Annotated in this window: 29 protein-coding genes; 10 read left to right on the forward strand and 19 right to left on the reverse strand. The window is 70.6% G+C overall.

What is annotated here, in order from left to right; genetic code table 11:
• Positions 1-84: 84 nt before the first annotated feature.
• Both T9R20_RS13255 and T9R20_RS13260 read right to left on the reverse strand, forming a co-directional pair.
• The gene (locus tag T9R20_RS13255) at positions 85-954 is read right to left on the reverse strand and encodes an ABC transporter ATP-binding protein (protein ID WP_322409777.1); all 870 of its coding nucleotides are present in this window, start codon (positions 952-954) and stop codon (positions 85-87) included.
• A 142-nt stretch (positions 955-1,096) separates the two neighbouring features.
• The gene (locus tag T9R20_RS13260) at positions 1,097-1,552 is read right to left on the reverse strand and encodes a VOC family protein (protein ID WP_322409778.1); all 456 of its coding nucleotides are present in this window, start codon (positions 1,550-1,552) and stop codon (positions 1,097-1,099) included.
• A 102-nt stretch (positions 1,553-1,654) separates the two neighbouring features.
• Between T9R20_RS13260 and T9R20_RS13265 the strand changes: the two genes are divergently transcribed.
• The 3 genes from T9R20_RS13265 (at position 1,655) to T9R20_RS13275 (ending at position 4,044) form a co-directional block, all read left to right on the forward strand.
• Positions 1,655-2,611, forward strand: coding sequence for a helix-turn-helix transcriptional regulator (locus tag T9R20_RS13265; protein WP_322409779.1), 957 nt, complete (start codon positions 1,655-1,657; stop codon positions 2,609-2,611).
• 80 nt (positions 2,612-2,691) lie between these two features.
• Positions 2,692-2,859, forward strand: coding sequence for a hypothetical protein (locus T9R20_RS13270; protein ID WP_322409780.1), 168 nt, complete (start codon positions 2,692-2,694; stop codon positions 2,857-2,859).
• A gap of 27 nt (positions 2,860-2,886) precedes the next feature.
• A complete protein-coding gene (locus T9R20_RS13275; RefSeq protein ID WP_322409781.1) occupies positions 2,887-4,044 on the forward strand; it encodes a GTPase family protein in 1,158 nt (385 codons plus the stop codon).
• Here the strand turns inward: T9R20_RS13275 and T9R20_RS13280 are convergent.
• Together T9R20_RS13280 and T9R20_RS13285 are read right to left on the reverse strand one after the other, a co-directional pair.
• Positions 4,031-4,660 carry a hypothetical protein gene (locus tag T9R20_RS13280; RefSeq protein ID WP_322409782.1) on the reverse strand — a complete coding sequence of 210 codons (630 nt, stop codon included), beginning with the start codon at positions 4,658-4,660 and terminating at the stop codon, positions 4,031-4,033. The genes T9R20_RS13275 and T9R20_RS13280 overlap by 14 nt on opposite strands.
• Positions 4,661-4,731: 71 nt before the next feature.
• Positions 4,732-5,349 carry a TetR/AcrR family transcriptional regulator gene (locus T9R20_RS13285; protein WP_322409783.1) on the reverse strand — a complete coding sequence of 206 codons (618 nt, stop codon included), beginning with the start codon at positions 5,347-5,349 and terminating at the stop codon, positions 4,732-4,734.
• Between the two features lie 111 nt (positions 5,350-5,460).
• Between T9R20_RS13285 and T9R20_RS13290 the strand changes: the two genes are divergently transcribed.
• Positions 5,461-6,051 carry a dihydrofolate reductase family protein gene (locus T9R20_RS13290; protein WP_322409784.1) on the forward strand — a complete coding sequence of 197 codons (591 nt, stop codon included), beginning with the start codon at positions 5,461-5,463 and terminating at the stop codon, positions 6,049-6,051.
• Here the strand turns inward: T9R20_RS13290 and T9R20_RS13295 are convergent.
• The 6 genes from T9R20_RS13295 to T9R20_RS13320 all read right to left on the reverse strand — a co-directional run bounded on the left by T9R20_RS13295 (position 6,000) and on the right by T9R20_RS13320 (position 11,415).
• A complete protein-coding gene (locus tag T9R20_RS13295; RefSeq protein WP_322409785.1) occupies positions 6,000-6,878 on the reverse strand; it encodes an LLM class flavin-dependent oxidoreductase in 879 nt (292 codons plus the stop codon). The genes T9R20_RS13290 and T9R20_RS13295 overlap by 52 nt on opposite strands.
• Before the next feature lie 16 nt (positions 6,879-6,894).
• Complete coding sequence (locus tag T9R20_RS13300; RefSeq protein WP_322409786.1) at positions 6,895-7,593, reverse strand: glycosyltransferase; 699 nt, start codon at positions 7,591-7,593, stop codon at positions 6,895-6,897.
• Positions 7,590-8,975 carry a PIG-L family deacetylase gene (locus T9R20_RS13305; RefSeq protein WP_322409787.1) on the reverse strand — a complete coding sequence of 462 codons (1,386 nt, stop codon included), beginning with the start codon at positions 8,973-8,975 and terminating at the stop codon, positions 7,590-7,592. Before T9R20_RS13305 ends, T9R20_RS13300 begins: the two co-directional genes overlap by 4 nt.
• Positions 8,969-10,000 carry an acyl-CoA dehydrogenase gene (locus tag T9R20_RS13310; RefSeq protein WP_322409788.1) on the reverse strand — a complete coding sequence of 344 codons (1,032 nt, stop codon included), beginning with the start codon at positions 9,998-10,000 and terminating at the stop codon, positions 8,969-8,971. The genes T9R20_RS13305 and T9R20_RS13310 overlap by 7 nt, the downstream gene beginning before the upstream one ends.
• 78 nt (positions 10,001-10,078) lie before the next feature.
• Entirely contained in the window at positions 10,079-10,597 is a 519-nt protein-coding gene (locus tag T9R20_RS13315; RefSeq protein WP_322409789.1) for a hypothetical protein, read from the reverse strand.
• Positions 10,597-11,415 carry an alpha/beta hydrolase gene (locus T9R20_RS13320; protein WP_322409790.1) on the reverse strand — a complete coding sequence of 273 codons (819 nt, stop codon included), beginning with the start codon at positions 11,413-11,415 and terminating at the stop codon, positions 10,597-10,599. The genes T9R20_RS13315 and T9R20_RS13320 overlap by 1 nt, the downstream gene beginning before the upstream one ends.
• Positions 11,416-11,500: 85 nt before the next feature.
• On the opposite strand from T9R20_RS13320, the gene T9R20_RS13325 reads away from it, so the two are divergent.
• From T9R20_RS13325 to T9R20_RS13335, 3 genes are all read left to right on the forward strand, one after another.
• Complete coding sequence (locus T9R20_RS13325) at positions 11,501-13,564, forward strand: sensor histidine kinase (RefSeq protein WP_322409791.1); 2,064 nt, start codon at positions 11,501-11,503, stop codon at positions 13,562-13,564.
• A complete protein-coding gene (locus T9R20_RS13330) occupies positions 13,554-14,213 on the forward strand; it encodes a response regulator transcription factor (protein WP_322409792.1) in 660 nt (219 codons plus the stop codon). The genes T9R20_RS13325 and T9R20_RS13330 overlap by 11 nt, the downstream gene beginning before the upstream one ends.
• A gap of 112 nt (positions 14,214-14,325) precedes the next feature.
• Positions 14,326-15,033 (forward strand): hypothetical protein, encoded by a 708-nt coding sequence (locus T9R20_RS13335; protein WP_322409793.1) that lies wholly within the window; start codon positions 14,326-14,328, stop codon positions 15,031-15,033.
• A gap of 13 nt (positions 15,034-15,046) precedes the next feature.
• On the opposite strand, the gene T9R20_RS13340 is transcribed toward T9R20_RS13335, so the two are convergent.
• Together T9R20_RS13340 and T9R20_RS13345 are read right to left on the reverse strand one after the other, a co-directional pair.
• The gene (locus tag T9R20_RS13340) at positions 15,047-15,520 is read right to left on the reverse strand and encodes an SRPBCC domain-containing protein (RefSeq protein ID WP_322409794.1); all 474 of its coding nucleotides are present in this window, start codon (positions 15,518-15,520) and stop codon (positions 15,047-15,049) included.
• A complete protein-coding gene (locus T9R20_RS13345) occupies positions 15,495-15,809 on the reverse strand; it encodes a metalloregulator ArsR/SmtB family transcription factor (RefSeq protein ID WP_322409795.1) in 315 nt (104 codons plus the stop codon). The genes T9R20_RS13340 and T9R20_RS13345 overlap by 26 nt, the downstream gene beginning before the upstream one ends.
• 107 nt (positions 15,810-15,916) lie before the next feature.
• Here T9R20_RS13345 and T9R20_RS13350 point away from each other — a divergent pair, with 107 nt between their 5' ends.
• Positions 15,917-17,224 (forward strand): CoA transferase, encoded by a 1,308-nt coding sequence (locus T9R20_RS13350; protein ID WP_322409796.1) that lies wholly within the window; start codon positions 15,917-15,919, stop codon positions 17,222-17,224.
• A gap of 5 nt (positions 17,225-17,229) precedes the next feature.
• Here T9R20_RS13350 and T9R20_RS13355 read toward each other — a convergent pair whose 3' ends face one another.
• From T9R20_RS13355 to T9R20_RS13385, 7 genes are all read right to left on the reverse strand, one after another.
• Positions 17,230-17,832 (reverse strand): GNAT family N-acetyltransferase, encoded by a 603-nt coding sequence (locus T9R20_RS13355; protein WP_322409797.1) that lies wholly within the window; start codon positions 17,830-17,832, stop codon positions 17,230-17,232.
• A 13-nt stretch (positions 17,833-17,845) separates the two neighbouring features.
• Complete coding sequence (locus T9R20_RS13360) at positions 17,846-19,069, reverse strand: DUF418 domain-containing protein (protein ID WP_322409798.1); 1,224 nt, start codon at positions 19,067-19,069, stop codon at positions 17,846-17,848.
• A gap of 82 nt (positions 19,070-19,151) precedes the next feature.
• Positions 19,152-19,961, reverse strand: a complete 810-nt coding sequence (locus T9R20_RS13365; RefSeq protein WP_322409799.1) for a VOC family protein — start codon at positions 19,959-19,961, stop codon at positions 19,152-19,154.
• Between the two features lie 81 nt (positions 19,962-20,042).
• Complete coding sequence (locus tag T9R20_RS13370; RefSeq protein ID WP_322409800.1) at positions 20,043-20,984, reverse strand: putative glycolipid-binding domain-containing protein; 942 nt, start codon at positions 20,982-20,984, stop codon at positions 20,043-20,045.
• Between the two features lie 58 nt (positions 20,985-21,042).
• Positions 21,043-22,260 (reverse strand): type III PLP-dependent enzyme, encoded by a 1,218-nt coding sequence (locus tag T9R20_RS13375; protein WP_322409801.1) that lies wholly within the window; start codon positions 22,258-22,260, stop codon positions 21,043-21,045.
• Positions 22,260-22,799 (reverse strand): hypothetical protein, encoded by a 540-nt coding sequence (locus T9R20_RS13380; protein WP_322409802.1) that lies wholly within the window; start codon positions 22,797-22,799, stop codon positions 22,260-22,262. The genes T9R20_RS13375 and T9R20_RS13380 overlap by 1 nt, the downstream gene beginning before the upstream one ends.
• A 71-nt stretch (positions 22,800-22,870) precedes the next feature.
• Positions 22,871-23,671, reverse strand: a complete 801-nt coding sequence (locus T9R20_RS13385) for an HAD family hydrolase (protein ID WP_322409803.1) — start codon at positions 23,669-23,671, stop codon at positions 22,871-22,873.
• A 62-nt stretch (positions 23,672-23,733) separates the two neighbouring features.
• On the opposite strand from T9R20_RS13385, the gene T9R20_RS13390 reads away from it, so the two are divergent.
• Complete coding sequence (locus T9R20_RS13390; protein WP_322409804.1) at positions 23,734-24,831, forward strand: glycerate kinase; 1,098 nt, start codon at positions 23,734-23,736, stop codon at positions 24,829-24,831.
• 29 nt (positions 24,832-24,860) lie between these two features.
• Positions 24,861-25,418, forward strand: a complete 558-nt coding sequence (locus T9R20_RS13395) for a helix-turn-helix domain-containing protein (protein ID WP_322409805.1) — start codon at positions 24,861-24,863, stop codon at positions 25,416-25,418.
• The last annotated feature ends 4 nt before the right edge of the window (positions 25,419-25,422 follow it).

Below are 25,422 nucleotides of genomic sequence, written 5' to 3' on the forward strand. Positions count from 1 at the left end.
AACTCCATCGAGGGTGGGGGGTGCGGGGAAGAGAAGGGCGGATGCCGGGGCGCAGCGAACCTGCCGCCGTGCCGGGGTCGGGCGTCAGGCGGAGACGGCGTGCAGGTGGCGTGAACGGGCTGCGGCCCGGGCGTGGTGACGACCACGCGGGATCACGCGGACGCGCCCCGTTGCGGCATCCACTTCCGTTTCGATGGCGAACTCGTAGACCTCGGTGAGGTTCTCACCCGTCAGCACCTCGGCGGGCGAGCCCTTCGCGTGGACGCGCCCACGACTCATGAGCAGGACCTCGTCGGCGACGAGCGCGGCGTGGTCGAGGTCGTGCAGGACGACGCCGACGGCGGTGCCGTGGTCGGCGAGGTCGCAGATGAGGTCGAGGGTCTCCACCTGGTAGCGCAGGTCGAGGTGGTTGGTGGGTTCGTCCAGGAGCAGGATGCCGGTGCCCTGGGCGAGCGCGGTGGCCAGCCAGACGCGCTGCAGCTCGCCCCCGGAGAGTTCGTCGACGGGGCGGTGCTCCATGGTGAGGAGGCCGGTGAGCCGCAGCGCGTGGTCGATCGCGGCACGGTCGGCATCGCTGAGCCCTGCGAAGCGGCTGCGGTGCGGGTGGCGTCCGTGGGCGACGATGTCGCGCACCTCGAGACCCGAGGGGTGCGGGCGCGACTGAGAGAGCATGGCGACGGCCTTGGCGAACTCCTTGGCCGAGAGGGTCTCGGCGTTGCGCGGGCCGGCCGGGGTGTCGACGTGGACGACGCCGGCGTCGATGCGGTGAAGCCGCGCGAGCGCGCGGAGGGCGGTGGACTTCCCGCTGCCGTTCGGTCCGATGAGCGCGGTGACGACGCCGGGACGGAGGTGCAGCGAGACGTCGTGCACCACGCGGGTGCGACCGTAGCTGAGGGCCAGCGCGTCGCCGCGCAGCTCGCCTGCCGTGCTCGTGATCTCCGCATCCGTCCTCACGTTAGGTGAGCCTAACCTAGGGTCGCGGCGGGTTCAAACGGATTTGTCTCGATCGTGAGAGAGGGTCTCCCCGTGCCGCATCGTTCGCTGGGCCTCCCGCCCGCGACTCCCGGCCGACCCCGGGAGAAAGGCCGACGCGCCGTCAGGCTGTCGTCACACTCATGCTCCACGTCACGCCGAAGCGGTCCGTGAGCATGCCGAAGCCAGGGCTCCAGGCTGAGGCGGCCAGCGGCTCGACGATCGCAGCGCCAGCAGACAACTTCTCCCAGTAGCCCTGCAGCTCCTCGAAGCTGTCGGATCCGATGGAGACGAACACCGCCTGATCGGTGATGGTCGTGTTGTTCTCGCGACGGGTCGATCCGCCACCCGCGATCGATCCCTCGGTACGACCGGGGATGTCGTAGCCCATCACGCGGAAGCCGTTCTCGGCGGCAACGAGACCGAACACGACCCTGTCCGCCCCGGGCAGGTCGGCCGGCATCCCGAAGTCCGCGTACGTGTTGACGGCGAGGTGACCGCCGAAGACGGACTGGTAGAACTCCAGCGCCTCCCGAGCGTCGCCGCGGAAGTTGAGGTGAGTGGTGGTCTGGACGGACATATCTGCTCCTCGAGGGACGGTGCCGGACCGGTGTGCCGACAGCAATCAGTCTTCCCGTTGTATAGGTCCGTTCCGGTCCTAGCTACGAACTAATCTCGAGGCATGCCATCGACGACGACCACCCGTCTGCTGCGCCTGCTGTCGCTCCTTCAGACCGGTCGCGAGTGGCCCGGTTCACTGCTCGCGGAACGGCTCGAGATCGCGCCCCGCACCGTTCGCCGCGACGTCGACCGCCTGCGCGGGATGGGTTACAACATCCAGGCGACGATGGGCCCGATCGGCGGATACCGTCTCGATGCCGGCGCGGAACTCCCCCCGCTCCTCTTCGACGACGAACAGGTCGTCGCGCTCGCGATCTCCCTTCAGGCCGCGACCACGACGGGGGTCGGCATCGAAGAAGCAGCCCTTCGCGCCCTGAACACCGTCCGGCAGGTGATGCCAGCGCGGCTGCGCCACCGCCTGAACGTCGTCGACTTCACTGCCGTCCCGACCGGGCCCGGCGACCGGACGCGCGACGCGGTCGCTCCCGAGGTCCTCGTCGCGCTGTCATCCGCCGTGCGCGCGCAGCACGTCCTGCGGTTCGACTACGCGGGCCGCCTCCGCAGGGTCGAGGCGCACCATCTCGTCACCGCCCAGGGGCGCTGGTACCTCGTGGCGTGGGACCTCGACCGAGACGACTGGCGCATCTACCGCGCTGATCGGATGACACCGCGTACGCCCACCGGGCCGCGCTACGCCTCGCGGCCCCTCCCCGCGCCCGATGCCGCCACCCTCGTGTCGGCTCGCTTCAAGGGGTCCGGCGTGGGCGACCGTTGGCCGTGCACCGGGAAGGTCATCCTGCATCGCTCCGCCCGCGACGTCCTGCCGTTCGCGGGCGACGGGGTCGTGGAGGACCTCGGTCCCGACCGGTGCAGCATCGAGGTCGGCTCCTGGTCGTGGATCGCCCTCGCCTCAGGCCTCAACCGGTTCGACGCAGACATCGAGGTACTCTTCCCCGACGATCTCCGCGCCGCCTTCGGCGAACTCGCGGCGAGGAACGCAGCGACGGCGGCGCGATGAGGGGGCGTGACTCTGTTCATTCGTCGCAGATGTACGCCACGGCGGCCCTCGACCGTACATTTTCGACGAACGAACGTGGGATGACACGAACGCGCGGCGGGTGGCGGGCGCAACTCGGGCCGGCCCGAGCCGACGCCTTCGAGCCCTGGCAGGGGCCGCACGACCGGATCGACGCGTCGGCGCCCGTCGCCGCGGTCGCAGCATCCATCCTCCATCGCTTGGAATCAGCCGAGCCGCGCACTCCCTGACGACCGTTCGCGCGTAGGGTTTCCGTCATGGCCGCCGATCCGTCCGCATCGAAACCGCAGATCGATCAGCGACCGTTCCTCGAGGCGACCTCCGAGGCGAAGTCGCGCTACGGGCGGTTCAACCTCGCGGTGATCGGCAACACCGGCGTCGGCAAGTCGTCGCTCGTGAACGCGGTCTTCCAGCGCGACTGGGCGGCGGTGGGCAAGGGACTGCCGGTCACGAAGGGCGTGCGGTACTACCACGACGACTCCCTCGGCATCTGGGACATCGAGGGCTTCGAGATCGGATCGGCTGTGCCGCCGCGCGAGCAGCTGCGCGATCACCTCAAGACCATCGAGCAGCACCCGCGCAACGAGCAGATCGCGGTGGTCTGGTACTGCGTCAAGGCCAACGACGACCGTCTCACGCGCGCCGACATCGAGATGATCCAGGAGCTGGATGCCCGCGGTCTGCCGGTCATCCTGGTGCTGACGAAGGTCGACTGGGAACGCAATGCGCTCAAGGGCAGCCGACGCCCGACCAAGGGCACCCGCGAGTTCATCGCCTGGCTCGAGAACCCCGTGGACGAGAGCGGCCGACCGATCACGATCCCGTTCGCCCGGGTCATGCCCACCTCGACGCGCGAGAAAGACGGAAAGGGCACGGGTCACGGGCTCGGTGATCTCGTCGCGGAGACCCTCGCGCTGTCGCCCGCCGACGCGAAGGACGCGTTTCGCATCGCCCAGCGACTCAACCTCCCCTGGAAGCGCGAGATGGCAAGGCCCATCATCACCGGAGCCGCAGGCCTCGCCGCCGGCGTTGCGGCGACGCCGATTCCGGTTACCGATGCGTTCGCCCTGGCGCCGATCCAGATGACGATGATGGGGCGCATCGCCGCCATCTACGACCTCGAGCTGAAGACGATGATGTCGGCCGGTGCGCTCGCCCAGCTCGGCGTGCAGATCTCGGGTCAGGCGCTCGCGCGCAGCTTCCTCAAACTCATCCCCGGCGCCGGCAACGCCGTCAACGCCAGCGTCGCGGCGGCCCTCACCGTGGCGATGGGAGAAGGGTGGATGCGCCTGTGCGAACAGGTCCACACCGGCAAACTCGACATCGCCAAGGTCGGGGATGCCTGGAGCGAGTACGTCCCTGGTGCGCTCGATGTCGTACGGAAGATGGCCGAGCAGCGGGTCAAGAAGAAGTAGGGATGTCGCGGGGCGACCTCAGCCGGACGCCCGAGGCCTTCAACTCCAGCGCCGCCAGCCGGCGCATCACCTCCTGATCACCGCGCCGCCACGCGCCCATCGCATCGGCGTCGACCTTCGACAGCTCGGTGAGCTTCTGAGTCGCCAGAGCCCGGAGCGCGAGGAGGTCGGTGCCCGCGCCACCGCGGAGTACGACCTGCGCGCGGCCGGCGCGACGGACGAACCGGACCCGCGGGATCAGCCAGAGAAGGAGGATCATGACGGTCGGGATGACCGCGATGCCGACCCCGAGTGTCAGTGCCAGCTGCTGCACGATGGCCTGCTGGCCTTCTCCGGCATCCACCAGCACCTGACCCGCCGAACTCGCACCGTCGAACGGTGCGCGCACCGCCCCACCGATGAGCGGCACCCCGGCGAGGGTATCGCCGACATCGGTCATCGAGGTGCGGAAGCCGCTGCCGGCCTCGACCATGTCCTCACCGAAAGAGCCGAGTGCGGCGACAGCGTTGTACACCGTGACGCCGAAGACGACCCAGAGGGCGATGGCAGCCACGGCGATCAGGTCGGCGATGATCTGGCGGGTCCGCTGGGGCGCGAAGTCGGAATAGAGTTTCACGGCCCCACCCTGTCACGCGCGGGAAAGCGGGGGCTCCACCGACGCCGGATGAAGTGGGTGCCCACGGCCGGTCAGCGTCCGTATCGAGCGACCATGGTCTTCGCTGCCTCCTCGACGACCCGTCGAATCTCGTCGTCGGTCAGCGAGCCGCCGTGCACCAAGCGCGGCCAGAACACCACGGTCGCGATCATTCCGAGGAACTGGGGGGCCGCGGTATCGGGGTAGGCCGCGCTCGCCCGGCCCGCCGACGTCTCGGCGACGAGAAACGCGCGCAACGAGGAGAGGACGGGGAGCGTACCGAAATCGAAGGTGCGCTCGCGCAGCTCGGGGAAGCGCGGTGCTTCGGCGATGATCGTCCGCAGGAGCGCCTCGATACGGGGGCGCCCGAGGATCTCGGCATAGGCGAGACCGAGGACGACCAGTCCCCGCTCGAGATCGCCGGCGGGGGGCTGCGGCAGCTCGTCCGGCGAAGAGTCGCCGGCGGCCAGGACCGTCGCTTCGAACAGGGCCGCCTTCGTCGGGAACTGCTTGAACAGCGTCGCCTTCGACACCCCCGCCGCCTCCGCGACCCGTGCGAGCGAGGTGCGGTCGTAGCCGTCCTGCAGGAACAGATCCGACGCCGCAGCGAGGATCGACCCGCGGTTCGCAGCCGCCACCCTGCGGTGGTACTCGGAGACATTCGCCGTCATCCGTTCAGTATCACAGATGGTGAGTTGCTTGACTCACTACGCAGCAGGTCGTAGCCTCGCAAGTAGTGAGTCAAGTGACTCACCATTGCCGACCGACACGACGGAGTGACCATGAGCGTCGTCTTCATCCACGCGACCGTGACCCTCGACGGATTCCTTGCGGGCCCGCGGGGAGAGGTGGACTGGATGTTCGACTTCCCCTCCGCCCCACAGGATCAGGACGTGGTGGACCGCGTCTGCGCCAACATCGGCGCGGTGGTCGGCGGTGCGAACCCGGGCCGGACCATCGAGGACGGCGAGGTCCCGTACGGCGGGATGGTCAAGGCGCCCGTGTATCTCATGAGCCACACCCCGGCCGCGCCCGTCGAGCGGGACGGGATCACCTACACCTTCGTCGTCGATGACCTCGCCTCGGCCGTTGAGACGGCGAAAGAGGCGGCGGGAGAACGGTGGGTGAGCGTTCTCGGCGGCAAGGTCTCGCGCCAGTGCCTGGAGCTCGGACTCGTCGACGAGATCCACCTCGACGTCGTGCCCGTGCTGCTCGGCGAGGGCATCTCGCTCTTCGGCGGGCTCGGTAGGCGCATCGACCTCGACCGGCTCGAGACCTCAGCGTTCGCCAGCGAGACGCACCTGAGGTTCAGGGTGCAGGGTCAGCGGAACCGCGATGCCGCCTCGACGAGCACGTCTTCACTGCCGGCGTAGATGCCGTCGGGACGGGGCCAGTGGGTGATGACGTCCGTGAATCCGAGCGCGGCGGCGCGTCCGGCGGCATCCTCGAACCTGTCCGCGCTCTCGAGGAAGTACATGCTCTCGGAATCGAGCGACAGATACCGGTCGAGCGTCTGCGGGTCGCGGCCCGCCGCCGCGAGGGCGTCGTCGAGGCGGGCGGACAGACCGGCGATCGCCTGCCACCACTCCCCCTCCGGCTTCCCCTCAGGCCCCGTCGTCACCCAGCCGTCGCCGCGGTCGGCGACGAGCGCGAGGCCCTTCGGCCCGTTCGCGGCGATGATCAGCGGCACCCGCGGCTGCTGCGCAGGCTCCCCCACCATCCGCGCGCTCCGCGCGGTGTACCACTCGCCGTCGAAGCTGATACCTCCCGACTCCGGCGCCTCGAATCGCAGGAGATCGTCGAGCCCGGTGACGAACTCGACGTACCGCTCGTGTCGCTGACGGGGCGTGTACTCGGGCTGCCCGAGGACGAAGGCGTCGAAGCCGGTGCCACCGGATCCGACGCCCAGCAGCATCCGTCCGCCCGAGATCTCATCGACCGTCGCGATCTCCTTGGCGAAAGGAACCGGATGCCGGAAGTTCGGCGATGCCACGAAGGTGCCGAGCCTGATGGTGGTGGTCGACAGCGCCGCGGCGGTCAACGTCGGAATCGTGGCGTGCCAGGGCTGATCGGCGAGCGACCGCCACGAGAGGTGGTCGTAGGTCCAGGCGTGGTCGAAGCCGAGCTGCTCGGCGTCCTCCCACTTGCGTCGGGCGGTGGCCCAGGGTTCCTGCGGGAGGATGACGATGCCGTGGCGCATGCGCCCGAGTGTACGGTCACGCGAGCTGTTGCGCGGTGGCGCGGACGAACGCGGCGTACCCGCCGGGGGTGCGACCCTCGAACCGACCCGATGTCATCACCTCGGCACCGTCGCTCGCCACGACGACCGCCCCGAGCGCACGGGCGGCATCGACGAGGCGGACGTCCTCGTGCTCGGGCGTCTCGCTGAACCCGCCCGCGGCGCCGTACACGCTCGCCCGCACACCGAGATTCGCACCGTGGGTGTTCCCGGGCGGGCGGCCGCGATGGTGGGTGGACAGCCAGTGCGCGACGTGCGCGGGAGCGAGGTCGGCGAAGTCAGGCCGCACCGTCCCGAGCACGACGTCGGCCCCGGCGCGCATCAGCGCCACCTGGTGGGTGAGCCAGTTCGCGGGCACGACGGAGTCGGCGTCGGTGTTCGCGATCCACACGTCGACGGGGTCGAGAGCATCGAGAGCGTCGAGACGGCGAAGCGCCTCGACGACCCCCGCCCGCCGCGCAGCGCCCACCTGCGTCACCGAGAGCTCGACCGTGACCACGTCGAACTCGGCGGCGATGGCGGCCGAACGATCGGTGCAGGCATCCAGCACCACGACGACCTCGACCCGCACACCGGCGCACGACGCCGCCTCGACGGCGTCGGCGAGGGACGACAGGCAGGCCGGCAGCAGGTCCTCCTCGTCGTGGACGGGCACGATCACCGCCACCGCGGTCACAGCATGCCCGTCTCGCGTGCGACGGACGGCGCCGGCGGACGTGCGAACACCTCAAGGAGGAAGTCATCCTCCTCGTGGCGCACCACCACGGCGAGATCGTGCTGGGTGCGCAGGGCGATGTGCACGCCGTCGCCGCTCACCGGATTCGTGTCGACCGGATGCCGCCAGTGACACGCCACGAGATGACCGTCGGGGCTCAGCGATCCGAGCGCCAGAGCGATGGCACGCTCGAGGTCGGGGGCGTCCCAGAAGTAGCCGACCTCGGACATCACGATGAGGTCGAACGTGCCCTCGGGCCATTCGGCCGGGAGTGTCGCCCGCCGGAGCTCGACGGTCTCCTGCGAGGCCAGTCGCTCGCGGGCGATCTCGAGCGCGGCCTCGGCGAAGTCGATGCCGAGGAGCGCATCGCACCGCTCGGCCAGCTGCGCGGTGAGCACCCCGGTCGAGCAGCCGAGCTCGACCGCACGCGCGTAACGCGGTCGCGGGAGCGCCGAGAGCAGCACGGCGCGTTTGCGCTCCTCGTACCAGCGGGTCTCGAAGCCCCAAGGATCAGCGCGGCGCGCGTAGAGGTCGGCGAAATGCTCGGCGGGCGTCGACCGATGCCAAGCCTTGTCGGGCACGGGGTCGTCGTCGACGCGGATGAGCGTTTCGAAGCCGCGCGTGAAATGTCGCAGCATCGCTCTGCTCACGATCGGCTCGTCACCGGCTGCGGCCGAGAGCGCCGCCGTCTGGCTGCGGTGGGCGGCGAGCGCCTCGAGCTTCGCGCGGTGCGCCGCGGCACCGAGCGGCACCCGTTCGATGTGACCCCACGGCGGGTCCTCGGCACTCCCCCAGTGCCAGAGCCAAATCGGGTAGGCGCGGTATCGCACGCCCAGGTGACGGGCGACGGCGTGGGCGGCCTCGCCGGCGATCCGATGGTCGCGATGGGAGTCCCCGGTCCACGGCGACACGACGAGCGTGCGGGAGCGCGGCGAGCCGACCGTCCGCACGATGGTCTCTATCTCGCCGGTGAGGCGCGCCTTCACGGCATCCAGGCCACCGTCGGTGTGGCCGAGGAAGGCGACGGATGCCGCGGGGCTGACCTTGTCCAGCGCGTCGCGCACCTCGCCGCGACGCACCGAGCGCAGGTCGTCGGGCGTGTGGGTCGGTGAAGCGGGGTGGGAGTTCTCACCGTCGGTCGCGACGACGACGATCACCCGGCCGCCGCGCGCGGCGACGGTATGCATCAGTCCGGCCACGCCGAGCGTCTCATCATCGGGGTGCGCGGCGACGACGACGAGCGCGTCGATGTCGATGTCGGCATCGGGCAGCCGGCGCGCATCGAACGCCGCCTGCCAGCGTTCCTCGTCGGTGCCAGGGTCGAGATGACTGAAGGTCACCATGGCTGATCCGAGGCGACGAGGTCACGGCCGATGCGCGCCGTATCGCGCGCGCCGTGGTGCTGGCGGAGGTAGAGGTGCAGATCTGCGACCCGCCGCGCGTGGTCTTCGTCGGCGACGAGCGGCAACGGACCGAGCGCGACGTCGGCGGTGCGGAGCGTGGTCGTCGCAGCGTGGGCCGTCACCGTGCGCGCGCGGTTCGCGAGCAGAGCTTCGTCGGTGCGCGGACCCGCGGAGAACACGTCGGCGGTCTCGGCGAGGACGGCGCGGGCCGCCCAGAGCGCCGCATCGGCGTCTCCGAGGTGCAGCTGCGCGACCTGGTCGGCGCGCCCGGTGCTCGCCGCGGCGCACAGCGCGGGAAGGAGTCCCCTCGCGCCACCCCACCACGCCGCCGCGACACCGACACCGCCGTGTGCGAAGCCGGGGCGCCGGAGGTACCACCCGACCTCGCCCACCGGCTCCGCGGGGGTGCCGTCGAAGTCGACCGGGGCGCTCACCACCTGCGACAGGCCGCGGGCGTGCCACGGGCCCGCGTGCGGCGTCACGGTCTCATGGCGAAGGGGAACGGCGAAGAGGCGGCGATGCTCGTCGTCGACCCAGGCGGTGACGAGCGCGTGCGACAGCGCGAAGGCCAGCGAGCACCAGGGCTTCGTTCCGTGGAGCGTCCAGCCCGTGTCGCCCGCTTCGGCCCTTACGCGCGTACCGGGGCCCTCGGCGGCGAACACGCCCCAGGTCGCGGCACCTTCGGGCTCGACGCCCGCCTCGGCGAGGATGGCGAGCGCGTCGAGGTGCGGTTCGAGGATGCGGGCGGCGCCGACGTCGAGAAAGGCGGCGCCGGCGAGGACCTGCCAGCGGTCGGTCAGCGAGGCGTCGGCGGGCAGCATCCGCCCGACGTCGGCCGCCCACGCGAGCGTCACCGGCACATCGAGACCGATCCGGTCGATCGCCGACGCGGCGGCGAGCGCCTGATCGACCCACGCCGCAGGCTCGACGAACAGCGACAGGCGCGGCGGCTGTGATGACGTCATCTGGTGCGGTCCTCCGCCGTCAGTCTGTCTGACGCGCGGGTTTGCGCCGACCGGGGTTGTCGCGCGCGGGGCGCCCTGCTATCGGGCCGGAACGAGAGGCGATGCAGTGGCGTGTGCAGCGCGCAGACCGACCGCCACGATTGCCGCGATCAGTGCGACGAATGCCACGGCGCTGATGATCATCAGCGGGGCGGCCCATGGTGAGTAGTCCGCGCCACTGATCAGGAATGCGTCAGCCAGATTCATTCCCGACATGAAGCTCGCCACGAATTCTCCCGGGGCACCAAAGACAAGGAGCCCGAGGTACGCAATGGCAACCAGAGCAGGCCTCTGCCGGAGCCAGACCTGACTGCACACGAGAAAGACGAGAGCAAGGAGAGGACCGACGGCCAGGAATGCAGGGACCGTGATCCGGTGGATCGATCCCTGCGACTGCTCGACCTCTCGCCAGATCTCCTCCAGTGCCAGGCCCGGAACGGCGGCCAGGGGGTTCAGCACCATGATGTGGACGTACGCCCACACCGCGTACAGCGTCACCAGTAGGGTCCCGACGACCGCGATGCCGAGGGCGAGCAGCGGGCGAGCAGCGGATGCCATCAGCCGGCGACCCTCTCGGTGAGCCATTCGCGCAGCAGGCCCAGGAAGGGCTGCGGGTACTCCACGCTCGGCATGTGCGCCGTGCCGGGGAAGATGTGGAGGGATGCGCCGTCGACGGCCTCGGCGAGGTGCGCGGCCTGCGCACGTGCGGCGCTGTCGTCGTGCTCGCCGACGATGAACAGGGCGGGCACGGTGATCTCTCCAAGACGCTCGTACGCGCGCGGGGTCAGCGGCACGGGCCGCGGATCACCGTCGAGGAGCGCCTTGTTCTCATGCCCGAGCTCCCGTAGACGCTGGAGGAAGATCGGATCGACGTCCGCGGTCTCGCGGGTCGGACCCACACCCCAGTACAGCGCTTCCAGTTCGACCAGGCGATCCCAGTCGCGCGCCTCCTCGGCCTCCTCGATGGGCGCCTGAAGCTCTTTCTCGCGCGCGGTCGGCTCGATCTCGGGGAAGCCGCTCGGGCCCGATCCGATCGTCACGAGCCCGGCGACCCGGTCGGGGTACTCCAAAGCGGTGTCGATCGCGACTATCCCACCGTAGGAGGCGCCGATGAAGATCGCCTGATCCACGCCCGCAGCCTCCAGCACCGCGACAGCGTCGGCGCGATTGGAGTACTCCACATCGTCGGAGGGGCTGCGACCGAACCAGCGAAGGTCGTAGCGGATGACGCGGAAGTCGCGCTGCAGGTCGGCCCACTGCGGTTCCCACATCGCCGAGGTCGCGATGCCCGCGTGGAGGAACAAAAGCGCCGGAGCTTCTTCCGGGCCGGCGGCCTCCCAGAAGAGGCGGGCACCGTCGTGGCGGAGAGTCGGCATGCAGTCACCGTACCCACCGAGGACGGCGGAAGACAGGGACACGCGTCCCGTGACAGCGGGACACGTCACCTGGAACGATGAGCGAATGACCCGGGCTGCCGCCAGTCGCACCGCCACCCTCGTCGCGGTGGTGCTCTCGATCGTCTCGGGCATCGGCGCCCTCACCCTCGACCTGACTGTGCTGCCGACCCACCCCGAGCCCCCGCTGTCGTCCGGATGGTCGGGAGTGCTTCCCGGGGTGGCGATGCTCGTTCCCGGTGCGCTCCTGCTCTGGCGGTTGCCCTGGCATCCGATCGCGGTGGTCTTGACCCTCTTCGGCGTCCTCTGGATCGTCGACGGACTGGCCGCCGCGGCGGTCAACTACGCCTGGTACTTCGACCAGGGCGCCTGGTGGGCTCCGCCGGCCTTCTGGTTCTTCAGTCGCTTCGGGGCGGTGCTGATCTTCCCGATCGTCCTGCTGCTGCTCCTCTTCCCCGACGGGCGCCTCCGCGGCGGGGTCTGGCGCATCGTCTCGATCGCCGCCATCGTGCTCGGGCTCGTGCTCCCCTTCGCGTTCCTCTTCTCCCCCGCCGAGGCGCTGAGCCTCGACAACGACGACCGCGCCGACCTGCTCGCCGCGTTCGAGCCGGCGCTCCCCACGCTCCCCCTTCCCCTCGGGGTGTGGCTCGCCCTCCTCGCCGCGGCCGTGCCGTGCCTCGGGCTCGGCCTGTTCCTCGCCCTCATCGTCTGCGTCAGTCGCCGGTTCGGCGCGACCCCGGTGGAGAAGGCGCAGTTGCGGTGGCTGGTGTGGTCGGCACTCATCTTCCTCGTGGCGCTCGTCTTCGTCTTCCCGAACGTGCCCACGGGCCTCGTCGACCTGCTGCTCGGGGTGACGATCGGCCTCGTCAGCGCGTCGGTCGTCGTCGCGGTGACCCGCTACCGCCTCTACGCCATCGACCGGCTGCTGTCGTGGACGCTCGTGTACGGTCTGCTGATCTGCGGCATCGTGCTCGTCGACGTGCTGATCGTGCTCGCCATCGGCAGCGCGATCGACGACCGAGTCGCCATGCTCCTCGCCGTCGTCGCCGTCACCATCGCCTACGCGCCGCTGCGCGGCTCGCTCTACGCGATTGCGAGCCGCCTCGTCAGCGGCCGCCGCGGCGACCCCTACGCCGTCGTCTCATCGCTCGGCGAACGACTCGACCGCGCCCCTGACGCGCGTGCGCAGCTCGCCGAACTCGCCGCCGCGGTCGCCGAGGCCTTCGGGTCGCGCTCGGTGCAGGTCGAACTCGATCGCCCCGGCGGTGAGGCGATGGTGGCGATCTACGGCACACCCATCGCCGATGCCGCGGAGGTGCCCATCGACCACCGGGGTGAGATCATCGGGCGCATCCTCATCGAAGCCGGCCGCCGCCCCGTCGTCTCCACCCGCGACCAGCGCCTCCTCGGCGATCTGGTGCGGCTCGCCGCCGCCTCGGTCCGCAGCGCCGAACTCGGGCGCGCGCTTCAGGCGGGGCGCGAGAAGCTGGTCCTCGCCCGCGAGGAGGAACGCTCACGTCTGCGCCGCGAGCTCCACGACGGACTCGGTCCCCTCCTCGCCGGCGTGAAACTGCGTCTTGAGACCGCGCGGAACCTCGCCGAGCGCGACCCCGCGCGCTCGCTCGCGCTCGTCGACGCCGCAATCGATGACCAGTCGGACGTGATCGGCGAGATCCGTCGCATCGTGCAGGACCTCCGGCCACCCGCTCTCGATGACCTGGGGCTTCTCGGCGCGCTCGACCAGCAGGCCGCGCGCCTGAGCGGGGGCGGCATGGTGGTGACGGTGACGGGCGCCGTGCCGCCCGACCTCCCGCCCGCTGTCGAGGTCGCGGCGTTCCGCATCGCCTCGGAGGCGCTGGTGAACGCCCACAAGCACTCCGGGGCCGCCCGCGTCGAGGTGGAACTCGGCGAAGAGGACGGGATGCTGCGACTCGAGGTCTCGGACGACGGGCGCGGTCTTGCGGCCGCGGGCTCGACGGGGGTCGGGTTGCACTCGCAGCGCGAGCGCGCCGCCGAACTCGGCGGCACGCTCGAGGTCTCCTCGCGAAAGGGCGAGGGCACGGTGATCCGCGTTCTTCTCCCCCTTCGATCAGACACCGCACGACAGGAGGTGGTCGCCGATGTCGGCTGAACCGATCCGGGTCATCCTCGTCGACGACCACCCCGTCTACCGCGAGGGGCTGTCGATGCTGCTGGAATCGATGGACGGCATCGAGATCGCCGCGACCGCCGCCGACGGCGCCGAAGCGATCGAGGCGACCGACGGCGCCGACGCCGACGTCGTCGTGATGGACGTGCAGATGCCGCGGCTCGACGGACTCGCGGCGACGAAGGAGATCGTGGCGCGGCATCCGCATCTCGCCGTCGTCATCCTCACGATGTCAGAGGACGACGAGACCGTTTTCGCCGCGATGCGCGCCGGGGCGCGCGGGTATCTCGTCAAGGGTGCGAGCCAGCATCAGATCCGGGCGGCCATCACCGCCGTCGCGGGCGGCGAGCTCGTGTTCGGCGCCGCCATCGCACGGCGTGTCGCCGAGTTCTTCACCACGGGGCCCACCTCCTCGCCTGCGGCGGAGGTCTTCCCGCAGCTGACCGCACGCGAGCGCGAGATCCTCGACCTGCTCGCCGCGGGGCGGTCGAACCCGCAGATCGCGCAGACGCTCTTCCTCTCACCCAAGACCGTGCGCAACAACGTCTCGAACATCTTCGCCAAGCTGCAGGTCGCCGACCGGGCCGAGGCGATCGTGCGCGCCCGCGACGCGGGACTCGGGCGGTCCTGAGGTCCCGGGCCGGGGTCGGGACAACGGCGGGACGCCGCACCCTGGGGGCCCGGGTCGACCGGACGGGAATCTGGAATCACCAACCAGAACCGCCCGAAAGGCACACACCACCATGGATCTCTTCACCTCCACTCCTGCCCCTGCCGCCGCGGCACCCGTCGCGCCCGTCGCGAAGAAGAAGGTGCGCGAGTCGCTCGGCCCCGTCCGCCCGAACCGCCTGCAGCGTGTCGGCGGCGCCGCACTGATCGCCGCGCCGCTGCTGTTCACCGTCGGGTTCCTCACTTCGCCGCAGCAGACTTCGGCCGGCACCGCGGGTTACATCGAGTCGCTCGCCGCCGACCCGGCGCTGAGCCTCGTCTCGGCCAACGCCCTGCACTACGGCTGGGTCGCGCTCGTCTTCGGCGCCCTCGCCACCCTCGGCCTCCTCCGCGGCCGCCGCGGCCGGGTCTTCCTGCCCATCGCCGCCGTGATGACGGCCTTCGGTGCCGTGCAGATGTCGGGTCTGCTGCTGTCCGACTGGTTCCTCGTCAGCGCCGGCAACGTGCTGTCGATCGACGATGCCGTGCTGATGGACACCGTCGCGAAGGAATGGTCGGTCGCGATCTGGCAGTTCTCGGGCATGATCGGCGGGCTCGTCGGGATCGCGCTGCTCTCGCTCGCCCTCGCACGGGCGAAGGCCGTCTCGTGGTGGATCGCACCGCTCGGCTTCCTGCCCTGGATCCTCCCCGCCTTCGGCCTCGGCCCCGTCGGCGTGATCCTCGCGCTCGTCTGCTACGCCCCGCTGATGATCGCCGGAGCGCGCCTGATCGCCGCCCGCTGATCCCTCTCGCGCCTCACGGCCCGGTGACCGCATGGTCGCCGGGCCGTTCGGCATCGGCGGCGAGCGCATTCAGCACGAATGTCCAGCCCTGACGGTAATCCTCGGCGGATGTCGCATCCTGCCACGGGCCGCGATGCACGACGGTCACGCGTGTCGCACCCTCGAAGCGCGCGAAGGACACATCGACGACCTCGCCGTCCTGCACCCCGTCGGCGTCTTCCCACCGCCACGTGAAGGAGAGATGCGAGGGTTCCTCGACAGCAAGGTATTCCCCGGTCACGATGATCCCAGCGCGGGGTGCAGCGAATCTGTACCTGCCGCCGACCACGGCGTCGGCGGCGATCTCGACATCGGGCCAGTGATTCCACCACCACGCCTTCAGGCCCGGAGGTGTCGTCCACGCCGCCCAGACTCGGGCGACGGGAGCGTGGATCAGGCGATCGAGCCGGAGCAGGCGGGTGTCATCCATGAGCGTCCAGAGAGTCATCGAGGGCGTCGAGCCGGTCGTTCCAGAACCGCCGGTGGTGAGCCATCCAGCGCTCGATCTCATCCAGCGGTGCGCGGTCCAGTTCGTAGATGCGCCGCGAACCCTGCGGAGTCACCCGGACGAATCCCGCGTCGCGCAAGACCCGGAGGTGGTTGGACACGGCGGGCTGCGACACCGCGAACTCCGCGCGCGCACGCTCGGTCAACTCCCCCGCGGTGCGCGGCCCTGCGGCGAGGTCTTCGACGACCCGCCGCCGAACGGGATCGCTGAGGACCGTGAACGGATGCATGGAGCAAGTATCACTTGCGCGTGATATCAGCGTCAAGTGATACCTCTGAATCCGCCGGTCGCGAGGTGGATCTGTCGGCCCACGACGAGCGATGCTTCACTGTCGGAATGACGCTCGGAGCCGTGGGAACGCAGGTCGCCGAGACGCTCGGGATCGATGCGGAGTCTCGGGCGCTCATCGAAGTACCGTCCGGCGTCTTCCCCTGGGGTGCACGCCTGGGCGTCGGAAATCTGGCGACGGACAGCGTCGCCCTCGCGTCGCTCGCCATCGCCCTTCTCAGCGCCGACCCTCGGCCGCTGCGCGTCGACCGCGACCGTGTCGCCGCATCCTTCGGCAGCGAGCGAATACTGCGCATCCACGGTGCCGCGCCCTCGGCGTGGGCGCCGCTCTCGGGCTTCTGGCGCGCCGCAGATGGCTGGGTACGCACGCATGCCAACTACCCACACCACGAGCGGGCGCTGCGCACTCTGCTCGGTCTGCCGGATGATGCGGGGACGGATGCCGCTGCCGCCGCCATCTCGGCGCGGTCAGCCGCCGAGCTCGAAGACTTCGCCGCCGACGCAGGATCGATCGTCGGCCGGGTGCGGACGTCCGAGGAATGGCTGGGGCACCCGCAGGGTCGTATCGTCGCCGCAGCGCCGATCATCACTCATCGCCGGCTGGGCGACGCGAAGCCGCGCACCTGGTCGGACACAGGCGCGCCGCTCGCCGGCCTGCGGGTCCTCGACCTGACTCGCGTGATCGCCGGACCCGTCGCCGCGCGCGACCTCGCCCTCGCGGGCGCCGAGGTGCTGCGGGTCGACTCCCCGGGCCTCCCCGAGATGGGATGGATCCACCTCGACACCGGACAGGGCAAGCGCTCGACGCTTCTGGACCTTCATCAGGCCGCCGATCGAGAGACCTTCGATCGGCTGCTCTCCCGCGCGCACGTCGTCGTCACGGGGTACCGCCCGGGCGCGTTGACGCGGTTCGGTCTCGATCCGGATGAGCTCGCCGAGCGGCATCCGGGACTCGTCACCGCCTCGGTCTCGGCCTGGGGAACCGCCGGACCCTGGGCCGAGCGGCGCGGATTCGACAGCATCGTGCAGGCCGTCAGCGGCATCGCGATGATCGAGAGTGCAGACGGCGAGACACCCGGCGCGCTCCCCGTGCAGGCCCTCGATCATGCGACGGGGCACTTCCTCGCCGCCGGGATCGTCCGGGCGCTCGGGGCTCAGCGCAGAGAGGGCGGCTCGACCGACATCCGCATGTCGCTCGCCCGCACCGCCCACGCGCTGCTGACCTCGCCCGAACCTGCCACCGAGCCCGGCCCCGTCGTCACCGCGCCGCCGCCGCTGGCGTTCCCCGGCGCGCCCGAGCGCTACCCCGTCATCGGCGGCGAGTGGGGCGCGGATGAGGCGGTCTGGCTCCCCTGATCGGGTCAGCCGGGTCGATCAGGGGAGCGGGGCGGAACGGTGAGACGCATCACGGTCTTGCTCTTGCCGATGTGACGCTCGAAGGTGAAGCCGGCCTTCTCGAACATGGCCCGCGTGCCGTTGTGGAGGAAGGACGACGAGGTGCGCTTGCCCGGCACGAGCTCGTTCGGGAACGACACGACCTCGCCCCCGCCCGCCTTGGCGATGAGGGCGAGTGCACCGTCGAGCGCTTCCCGCGCGACCCCGGAACGGCGATGGTCGCGGTCGACGAAGAAGCAGGTGATGCGCCAGGGAGCCGGACGCGTCTCGCCGGCGTCGTACTGCTTGCGGTGGTAGATGTTGGGCAGGTCGTCAGGGCTCCCGTACTCGCACCAGGCGATCGCCGCGTCGCCGTCGAAGACGAGCGCCGCCTTCGCGACCCCTTCGTCCACCAGCCGCTTCTTGAAGGTCGGGCCGTCGTAGTCGGCCTTGACCGTCCCCTCGGTGTCAGCGTGGAAGTACGAGCACCAGCACCCGCCCCACACCCCGTTGTGCTTCTGCGCGAGCGCGAGCCAGGCGGGATAGGTCTCCGGGGTCAGCGGCTTGATGACGTGACCGGTCGCGCTCATGGCGCCGATCGTGTCACGGATAGGTCAGCTTCCGCAGCATCCATTCCGCAGGTCCTCGCGTGTGCGCGCGCTCGAGGATGACAGCGAAAACGACGGTGACGAGCCAGACGCCGACCGCGTAGAGGGCGACGGACCAGCTCGACAGGTCGTCGCCGAGCCCGAGCCCCCAGGCGCACAGCACGGGCGCGAACAGCACCGACTGCGCGAGGTACGACGTCAGCGACCGCTTGCCCGTCGCCTGCAGCGCCCGGCCGATCGCGCCGGGGCCGGCGGGGCGAGTGCTCAGCCGGGCGGCGAGGAGCGTGAAGGCGGCGACATATCCGAGTCCGCCGAAGAGGCCGCCGAGGGTGTGGAGACCAACGAAGGCGAAATCGAGGTCGCGGGTGAACCCGAAGAGTCCGAGGTTCTGCGCCGCGAGGATCGCGCCCGTTCCCCATCCGACGGTGATCCCGATGATCGCCGTCCGTTGGAGCAGACGTCGGTGCGCGGCGGGATCCTCGAGCACGCTGTGCCGAGCGGCGAGGAAGGCGAGGAGGATGGCGGCGGGAACGACGAGTCCGAGGAACGCCGTCGCCGGGGTGAGCACCGCCCAGAAACTAAGGCGGAGCACCATGGACAGCAGGTACGACGGCTCCCCATTCGGGTTCGGGATCACGAGCGCCCCGGCGTCCGACGCGCCGGACGGCAGGAAGAGGGCCGTCAGCGCCCCACCGACCGCCGAGAACACGGCGAAGACGCCGAGCAGGCTCACCAGGACGATCGCCGTGGTGCGCAGGACCGCATCCCGGCGGTCGAGGAAGAGCCAGCAGATCACGAGACCCGCCAGGCCGTAGGCGCCGACGATGTCGCCGTACCAGAGCAGCAGCGCATGGACGAAGCCGAAGACGATCATCCAGAGATGACGCCGCCGGAGAAGGCGCCTCGCGTCGGCGTGCGAGACCCCGGCCTCGGCCTGTCGCCGATAGAGCTGGACGATGCCGTACCCGAAGAGGAAGGCGAACATCGGGTAGGAGCGCCCGTCGATCGCGATGATGGCGATCGTCTGCGCGACCAGGTCGGCGGGCGACCCCTCGGCGGGATGCGAGGCGATCACGCTTTTGTCGACGCCCCACAGGTACCAGGGGGCGTTCGCGACGGCGATGAAGAGCAGCATTGCTCCGCGCGCGAGGTCAGGAGCGAGAAGGCGAGTGGTCAGCGAGGTCGGGGACGCGGAGCGCGGCGAGGCGGCGGCGGTCATGACCTCAGGTTCGCCCGGACGCGCCCATTCGCACCTCCCCCTGGCGGCGGATTTCCGGCGGATGCCTCGTTGCCCCCCAGACTCACTGGGGCATGACGAGTTGGCTGGTCACGAAGCGGGCCCCCTGGGGATCGACGATCACAGCCTCGCGGGTCCAGTCGGTCTCTGCCGACGAGGCGATGGTCGCGCCCAGCCGCTCGGCAAGAGCGGCAGTGTCGTCGCGATCGGCGACCGTGAAGCGGATCGACCACCGAGCCTCACCATCGCCCTCACTGACCCCTGCGATCACATCCTCGAAACCCTCGGGCGCGAATGCCTGACTCTCCAAGATCTCGGGATCGGATGTGGCGGCCAGATGTCGCCCGTACCCCGGCAGGCGGATCATCCCGGCACCGAGGTCATCGTTGACCTGCCAGCCGAAGACGGCGCCGTAGAAGCGCATCGCCTCGCCCGGGTCGGGTGTGATGAGATCGCTGAAGTTCCAGGCTCCGGGTACATTGACCGCTTGGGCGCCGAGGCGCTGCCGAGCCTGCCAGAGCCGAAACAGGGCGCCCTGCGCGTCCTGGCACGTGGCGGCACGGCCGCCGGTTCCGGCATCCTGCGGAGCGTCGATCACCCGACCCCCCGCCCGGGTGACGGTCGCCGCAGTCGTGTCGGCATCATCGCAGGCGATGTAGCTCACCCAGCCGTCGCTGGCGTCACCCCGCGCCAGCGCCCCGACATCCTCGCCGTCGAGCGTCGCGACGAGGTACCCGCCCGGCGCGGACGACGGCACGACGTCCTGGAACCGCCAGCCGAAAAGGGCGCCGTAGAAGCGAGCAGCGGCATCGATGTCGGGTTGGGTGAGGTCGATCCAGCACGGCACGCCGTGCGGGTAGGTGCGAGCGGGCATGTTCACTCCCCTTGATCGGCTGGTCTGCAGGGCCAAGGCTAGGGGGACCCGCCTGTTCGCGCACGGGGTTGCGGGATGTCCTCAGAGGACAGCCCGGAACAGGCCGGGGTAGTCGAGCACCACGCCGTCGTCATCCACCATCAGCGTGGCGCGGAAGTCGGAGTCGCGCGACTCGTACAGCCACTGCCGTTCACCGACGCGCGTGTAGCGCTGCGCATCGCGGACGACGGTGAGGTCGGGGACGGCGATCCACGCGGTGTCGATATCGGCGCTCTCGCCGATGGAGAGGTTCAGCCGACGGATCGGGAGAGTGTTGGTCAGCGGCGTCGCCGAGATGTCGATCTCGGTCGCGCCGTCGAGGTCGCCGCGGTGCTCGCCGTTCACGAGCCACCGGCCGTCGGAGAACGACAGGCCCAGGGCACGTCCGCCGATCGCGAGATCGGCAAGACGGAAGGCGCCGGTGGCGTCGGTCTCGACGCGGTAGGTGAGGCGACCTCCGTCGGTGTCGACCACGCCGTTGGCAACCATGCCTCGCTCTGAGAACTCGATCTCGCAGGTCTCGGTGCTCGGGGATTCGATTCCCTGCCAGGTGATGCGCGTCATCCGCTCCTCCTCGATCGCTGCCCGGGTCTCGGTGTAAACCGCCAGCGCGGCAGCCGTGGGCAGATCCACGCGAAGTCGGATGCTGTCGGTCGCCGGCCCCGCTCCGTTGACGACCGCCGCGCCCCCGAGCGTATCGAGATGCGGGGCGAGCGTCGCCGCCACGCGGGACGGCAGATACCCGACGTCGCGTCCGTTCGAGAAGACCGCGACCCGCGCGGGACGGCGCGAGCGCCGGTCGGCCTCGTGACGCAGGACGTACAACCGCTGACCGCGGTGATGCCGCTCGGGATCGTTCACGACGTAGTGCGTGCGCTCGAGAGAGACCCGCCGCGAGGGCAGGTGACGAAGATCGGGAAGATCGACGTGACGACGGGATCGGCCGGTCGCAACGTGGGTCAGGTGTTCCCACCATGTCGGCATGGGCGCCCCTCCTTGACTGTGGTGCGCCTTCTTCAAGGCGGAGCGTCCGCCCATCGTGTCACGCCAGGCTGGGCGTTGCCCTGGCGAGGGGGCGCACACGGGTGAGTACCGCGACCGGGGTGAACGGCCGCCCGTTGAAGCGTGTCGCGGTCACCGATGTGTAGGCGCCCATGACGGGGCTCACCACGAGATCGCCGACCCGCAGGTCGGGGAGGTCGCACTCGCGCGCGATGACGTCGGCCGAGTCGCACGTGGGCCCGGCGAGCGTGGCGCGGCGGCGTGGCTCGACCAGCGCGGTCAGGTCGCGCTCCGCGAAGACGAGCGGATGCACCCCTTCGGTGAGCACGTTCGAGTACGAGCCGTACAGGCCGTCGTCCAGGTAGTACCAGCGCCCGTCGGGGCGGTCGGCCACACCGTCGACGCTCGTGACCAGCACCGCCGACTCGGCGACGAGCACCCGGCCGGGTTCGGCGAGGATCTCGTAGCGCTCGGCGAGCGGATCCAGGATCGGACGGATGACCTGTGCGATCTCCTCCAGGTCCGCAACCGGCCGGTCGTAGGCGATCGGAAACCCGCCTCCGATGTCGAGCACGGTGAAGCGGCGACCTCTCGCGCGCTCGAGGCGCGACATCAGCGCGGCCGTGTCGCGGATCGCGGCGGCGAAGCGGGCCGGGTCGTCGAGCTGGCTGCCGACGTGGAAGCTGAAGCCCGCGACGTCGAGGCCCAGCGCGTCGGCACGGGCGACGAGGGCTTCGGCACGCGCGGCGCTCACGCCGAACTTGCTCGACAGATCGCTCCCCGCGTGGGGGCTGCGGTAGGCGAGCCGCACGAGCAGGCGGAGGTCAGAGCCGCCGTCGCGACAGAACTTCTCGAGCTCGATCTCGTTGTCGACGACGAAGGTGCGGATGCCGGCGGTGAGCGCCTCGCGGATCTCGACGGGCTTCTTGATGGGGTGGGTGTGGATGACGCGATGCGGCGCGACACCCTGGCGCTCGAGCTGCGAGATCTCCTCACCGGAGGCGACGTCGAAGCCGCATCCCTCCTCGGCGAGGGCGGCGATCACTGCGGGGTGGGCGCAGACCTTCACCGCGTAGTGGAACCGCGCGAAGGGGAGGGCCTGCCGCAGCCGTGCGTACTGGCGCACGACGATCGAAGGATTCAGCAGCAGCACCGGGGTGCCGTGGAGTGCGATGGCCGCGCGGGCGTCATCCGTCTGCATCACCGCCGCACACTCGTCCCGGCGGCGATCGATGAGGGTCGTGACCGTGTCGTCCATCAGTCCTTCTTCGGGTGCGCGGGGCGGAGACGGGTCTTGGTCGTGAGCACGAAACTGCTTGCCGCCATCGCGTAGAAGACCAGGTCGGCGAGGATCTTGCCGGCGAGCAGGCCCCAGAACGGATCGGGGATGAGCCAGACGCACAGCGAGATCGCCGCGGGCCTCACGACGAACGAGTCGACCAGCTCGGCCGCGCCGAACTCCGCCACGAGGAGGACGACCGTGAGGCTCAGCGCGCGGAAGCCGCGGCGCCCGAGCCGGCGCTGCTCGAGCAGCACGATCGTGGCGAGCACGGCGTAGAACCCCAGGCTCTCGCCGATGATCGCCGCGACCGCGACGGCGACGGGATGGGTGATCCACCCGATGATCAGCAGTCCGAGAAGAAGGAGCGTCGCAGTGCCGACGATCTCGGCCAGCAGATAGCGACGGATCCAGAACCGAATGCCGCGACGCGGCTCGGTGACGACCGCCGGCGGGGTGACGGCCGGCGGGGTGACGACGGCCGGCGGGGTGACGGCGGGGACTGCTGCTGCGGACATCGGTGCCCTCCTCGCCGTGAGAGAGGACGCCGGCGCGGTGGTGATACCCGCGATCGCCGATCAGCCGGTCATCAGACCTCGGCGAGGAGGTGTTCGAGCACCTGGGCGACGCCCTCGTCTGCGGAGGCGGGCGCGGTGCGGTCGGCGATCTCGTGGACGGACGGATGAGCGTCCGCCATCGCGTAGCTCGTGCCTGCCCACGACAGCATCGGGATGTCGTTCGGCATGTCGCCGAAGGCGATGACCTCGGCGGGGCTCACGCCGAGGCGCTCGCACAGGGCGTGGAGGGCGCTGGCCTTCGTGACGCCGGCCGCGCTGATCTCGACGAGCCCCGGCATGGTCCAGGTGACGGTCGCGGCGTCGCCGACGATCGCGGTGATCCTGCCGTGGAGCAGTTCGGCGTCGACCTCCGGATCCCTGACCAGCAGCTTCACCGCGGGGTCGGTCCAGATCTCCCGGAGCGGCCCGCGCGGGGCCTCCGCGATGGCGGTACGCGCGGCGTATCGCGGATCGAGGCGGATGCCGTCGGCGCACTCGATCGCGAACCGGGCCCCGGGGAGTTCGGCCGAGATGGTCGCCGAGAGGGCGAGACCGTCGTCGGCCTCGATGCCGGTGAGCGCGATGATCTGCTGGGCGTGGGCGTCGTACGTGACGGCGCCGTTGGCGACGATCGCCATGCCGTGATTGCCCACGTGCGGCCAGAAGCCGGTCATCCAGCGAAGGGGTCGGCCGGTGACGAAGACGACCGCGACGCCCGCGGCGTCGAGGCGGCGGAGAACGTCGGCGGTGTAGGCAGGAACCTCGAGCGTGCCATCGGGGACGAGGGTGCCGTCGATGTCGGTCGCCACCAGCGTTCGACGGCCTGTGCTCACGTTCTCAAGGGTAGGTGGCGCGGAGGCGGAGCAGGGCGGATCGGGCCTAGCCTGGCGGGACCATGACCGAGGCGTCCGCAGCACCGATCGTCATCGCGATCGACTCCTTCAAAGGATCGATCCGCGCAGCCGATGCGGCCCAGGCGATCGCCGGAGGATGGCGGAGCGTCGACGCCGAGGGCGAGATCCTCCTCTGCCCGATGGCCGACGGCGGGGAGGGGACCCTGGATGCGTTCGCCGCCGCGGACCCCGGGGCGCGACGGATGTCCTCGTGGCTGCTGCTCCCCGCGACCGACGACGCCCCGAACGGAACGGGCGTCGTCGAGCTCGCGTCCACCTCGGGGATCGAGCTCCTCGGCTCGCCGCCGCAGCTGAGACCGTGGGACGCCGACACCCGCGGCTTCGGCGACGCGATCGCCGCGGCGCTTGCGCACGGCGTGTCGCGGCTGATTCTCGGCATCGGCAGCAGCGCCTCCACGGACGGCGGCGCCGGCATGCTCACCGCGCTGGGGGCTCGATTCACGGATGCCGCGGGCCGGCCGCTCGCACCGGGTGCGCGGGGACTCTCGCACATCGCGAACGCCGACCTGCGTGAGCTCGCCCCCCTCCCGCCCGGCGGCGTGACGGTCCTCAGCGATGTGACCAGTCCCCTCCTCGGCGAGCGCGGGGCCGCGGCGGTCTTCGGACCGCAGAAGGGGGCCGGGATCAGCGACATCCCCCGCCTCGACGCCGCCCTCGCGCGCTTCGCCGACCTGCTCGATGTCGACCCCGAGACCCCGGGCGCGGGAGCCGCCGGCGGCACCGGGTTCGGACTGCTTGCGTGGGGTGCGCGCCTCGTGCCGGGTGCGGAGGCGGTGGCGCAGCTCATCGACCTGCCGGCGCGGCTCGCCGCGGCATCCCTCGTGATCACCGGCGAGGGCTCCTTCGATCGATCGTCTGCGGCCGGGAAGACCGTCTCCCACGTGTACGGTCTCGCGGCCGCACGGGGAATCCCGATCGCACTCGTCGCCGGCCGCATCGCCCGGGACGCGTCCTCGTCGGGATTCTCCGGGCGGATTTCGCTCACCGAGCTGGCCGGCAGCGCCGCGTCCGCGCAAAGCGAGCCGGCGCGGTGGCTGCGCCGGGCCGGGGCGGAGCTGGCTCACGAGCTAAACGGATAGATCATCCGTTTAGGGTGTACCCTGACGGTATGACCCCCCGTGCGGACGCCGTTCGCAGTCGCAGCCGCATCATCGAGGCCGCACGCGCCCACGACCCTCGCGCGCTCCGCCTCAACGACGTCGCACGCGACGCCGGCGTCGGCATCGGCACCGTGTACCGACACTTCCCCACCCCCCGGGCCCTCGTGGAAGCCCTGAGCCTCGACGCGCTGGAGCGTCTCGCCGAGGCCGGGCGCCAGGCCGCCGCCGAGCCCGACCCCGCCGAGGCGCTTCGCGGCCTCCTCGCCACCGCACTGCGACTGCAGCTCGAGGACGCCGGGCTCGAAGCCCTGCTCACCGACATGGCCCGCGATGAGCCCGCCGTTCACGATGCCTGCTCCGCCGCGCGCGGACAGATCTTCCACGGCTACGAGGCCGTGCTGCTCCGGGCGCAACGCGCCGGCATCGTCCGCGCCGATCTCACCGCCGGCAGACTCCACCGGCTCATCTGCGGCATCGAACACGCCGTGCGACTCGGTGTGCGCTCCGACGAGTCGCTGCTGCTCGACATCCTGCTCGCCGGCATCTCCGCCCCCACCCCTTCTTGAGGAC

Source organism: Microbacterium invictum (assembly GCF_034421375.1).
GTDB lineage: Bacteria > Actinomycetota > Actinomycetes > Actinomycetales > Microbacteriaceae > Microbacterium > Microbacterium invictum_A.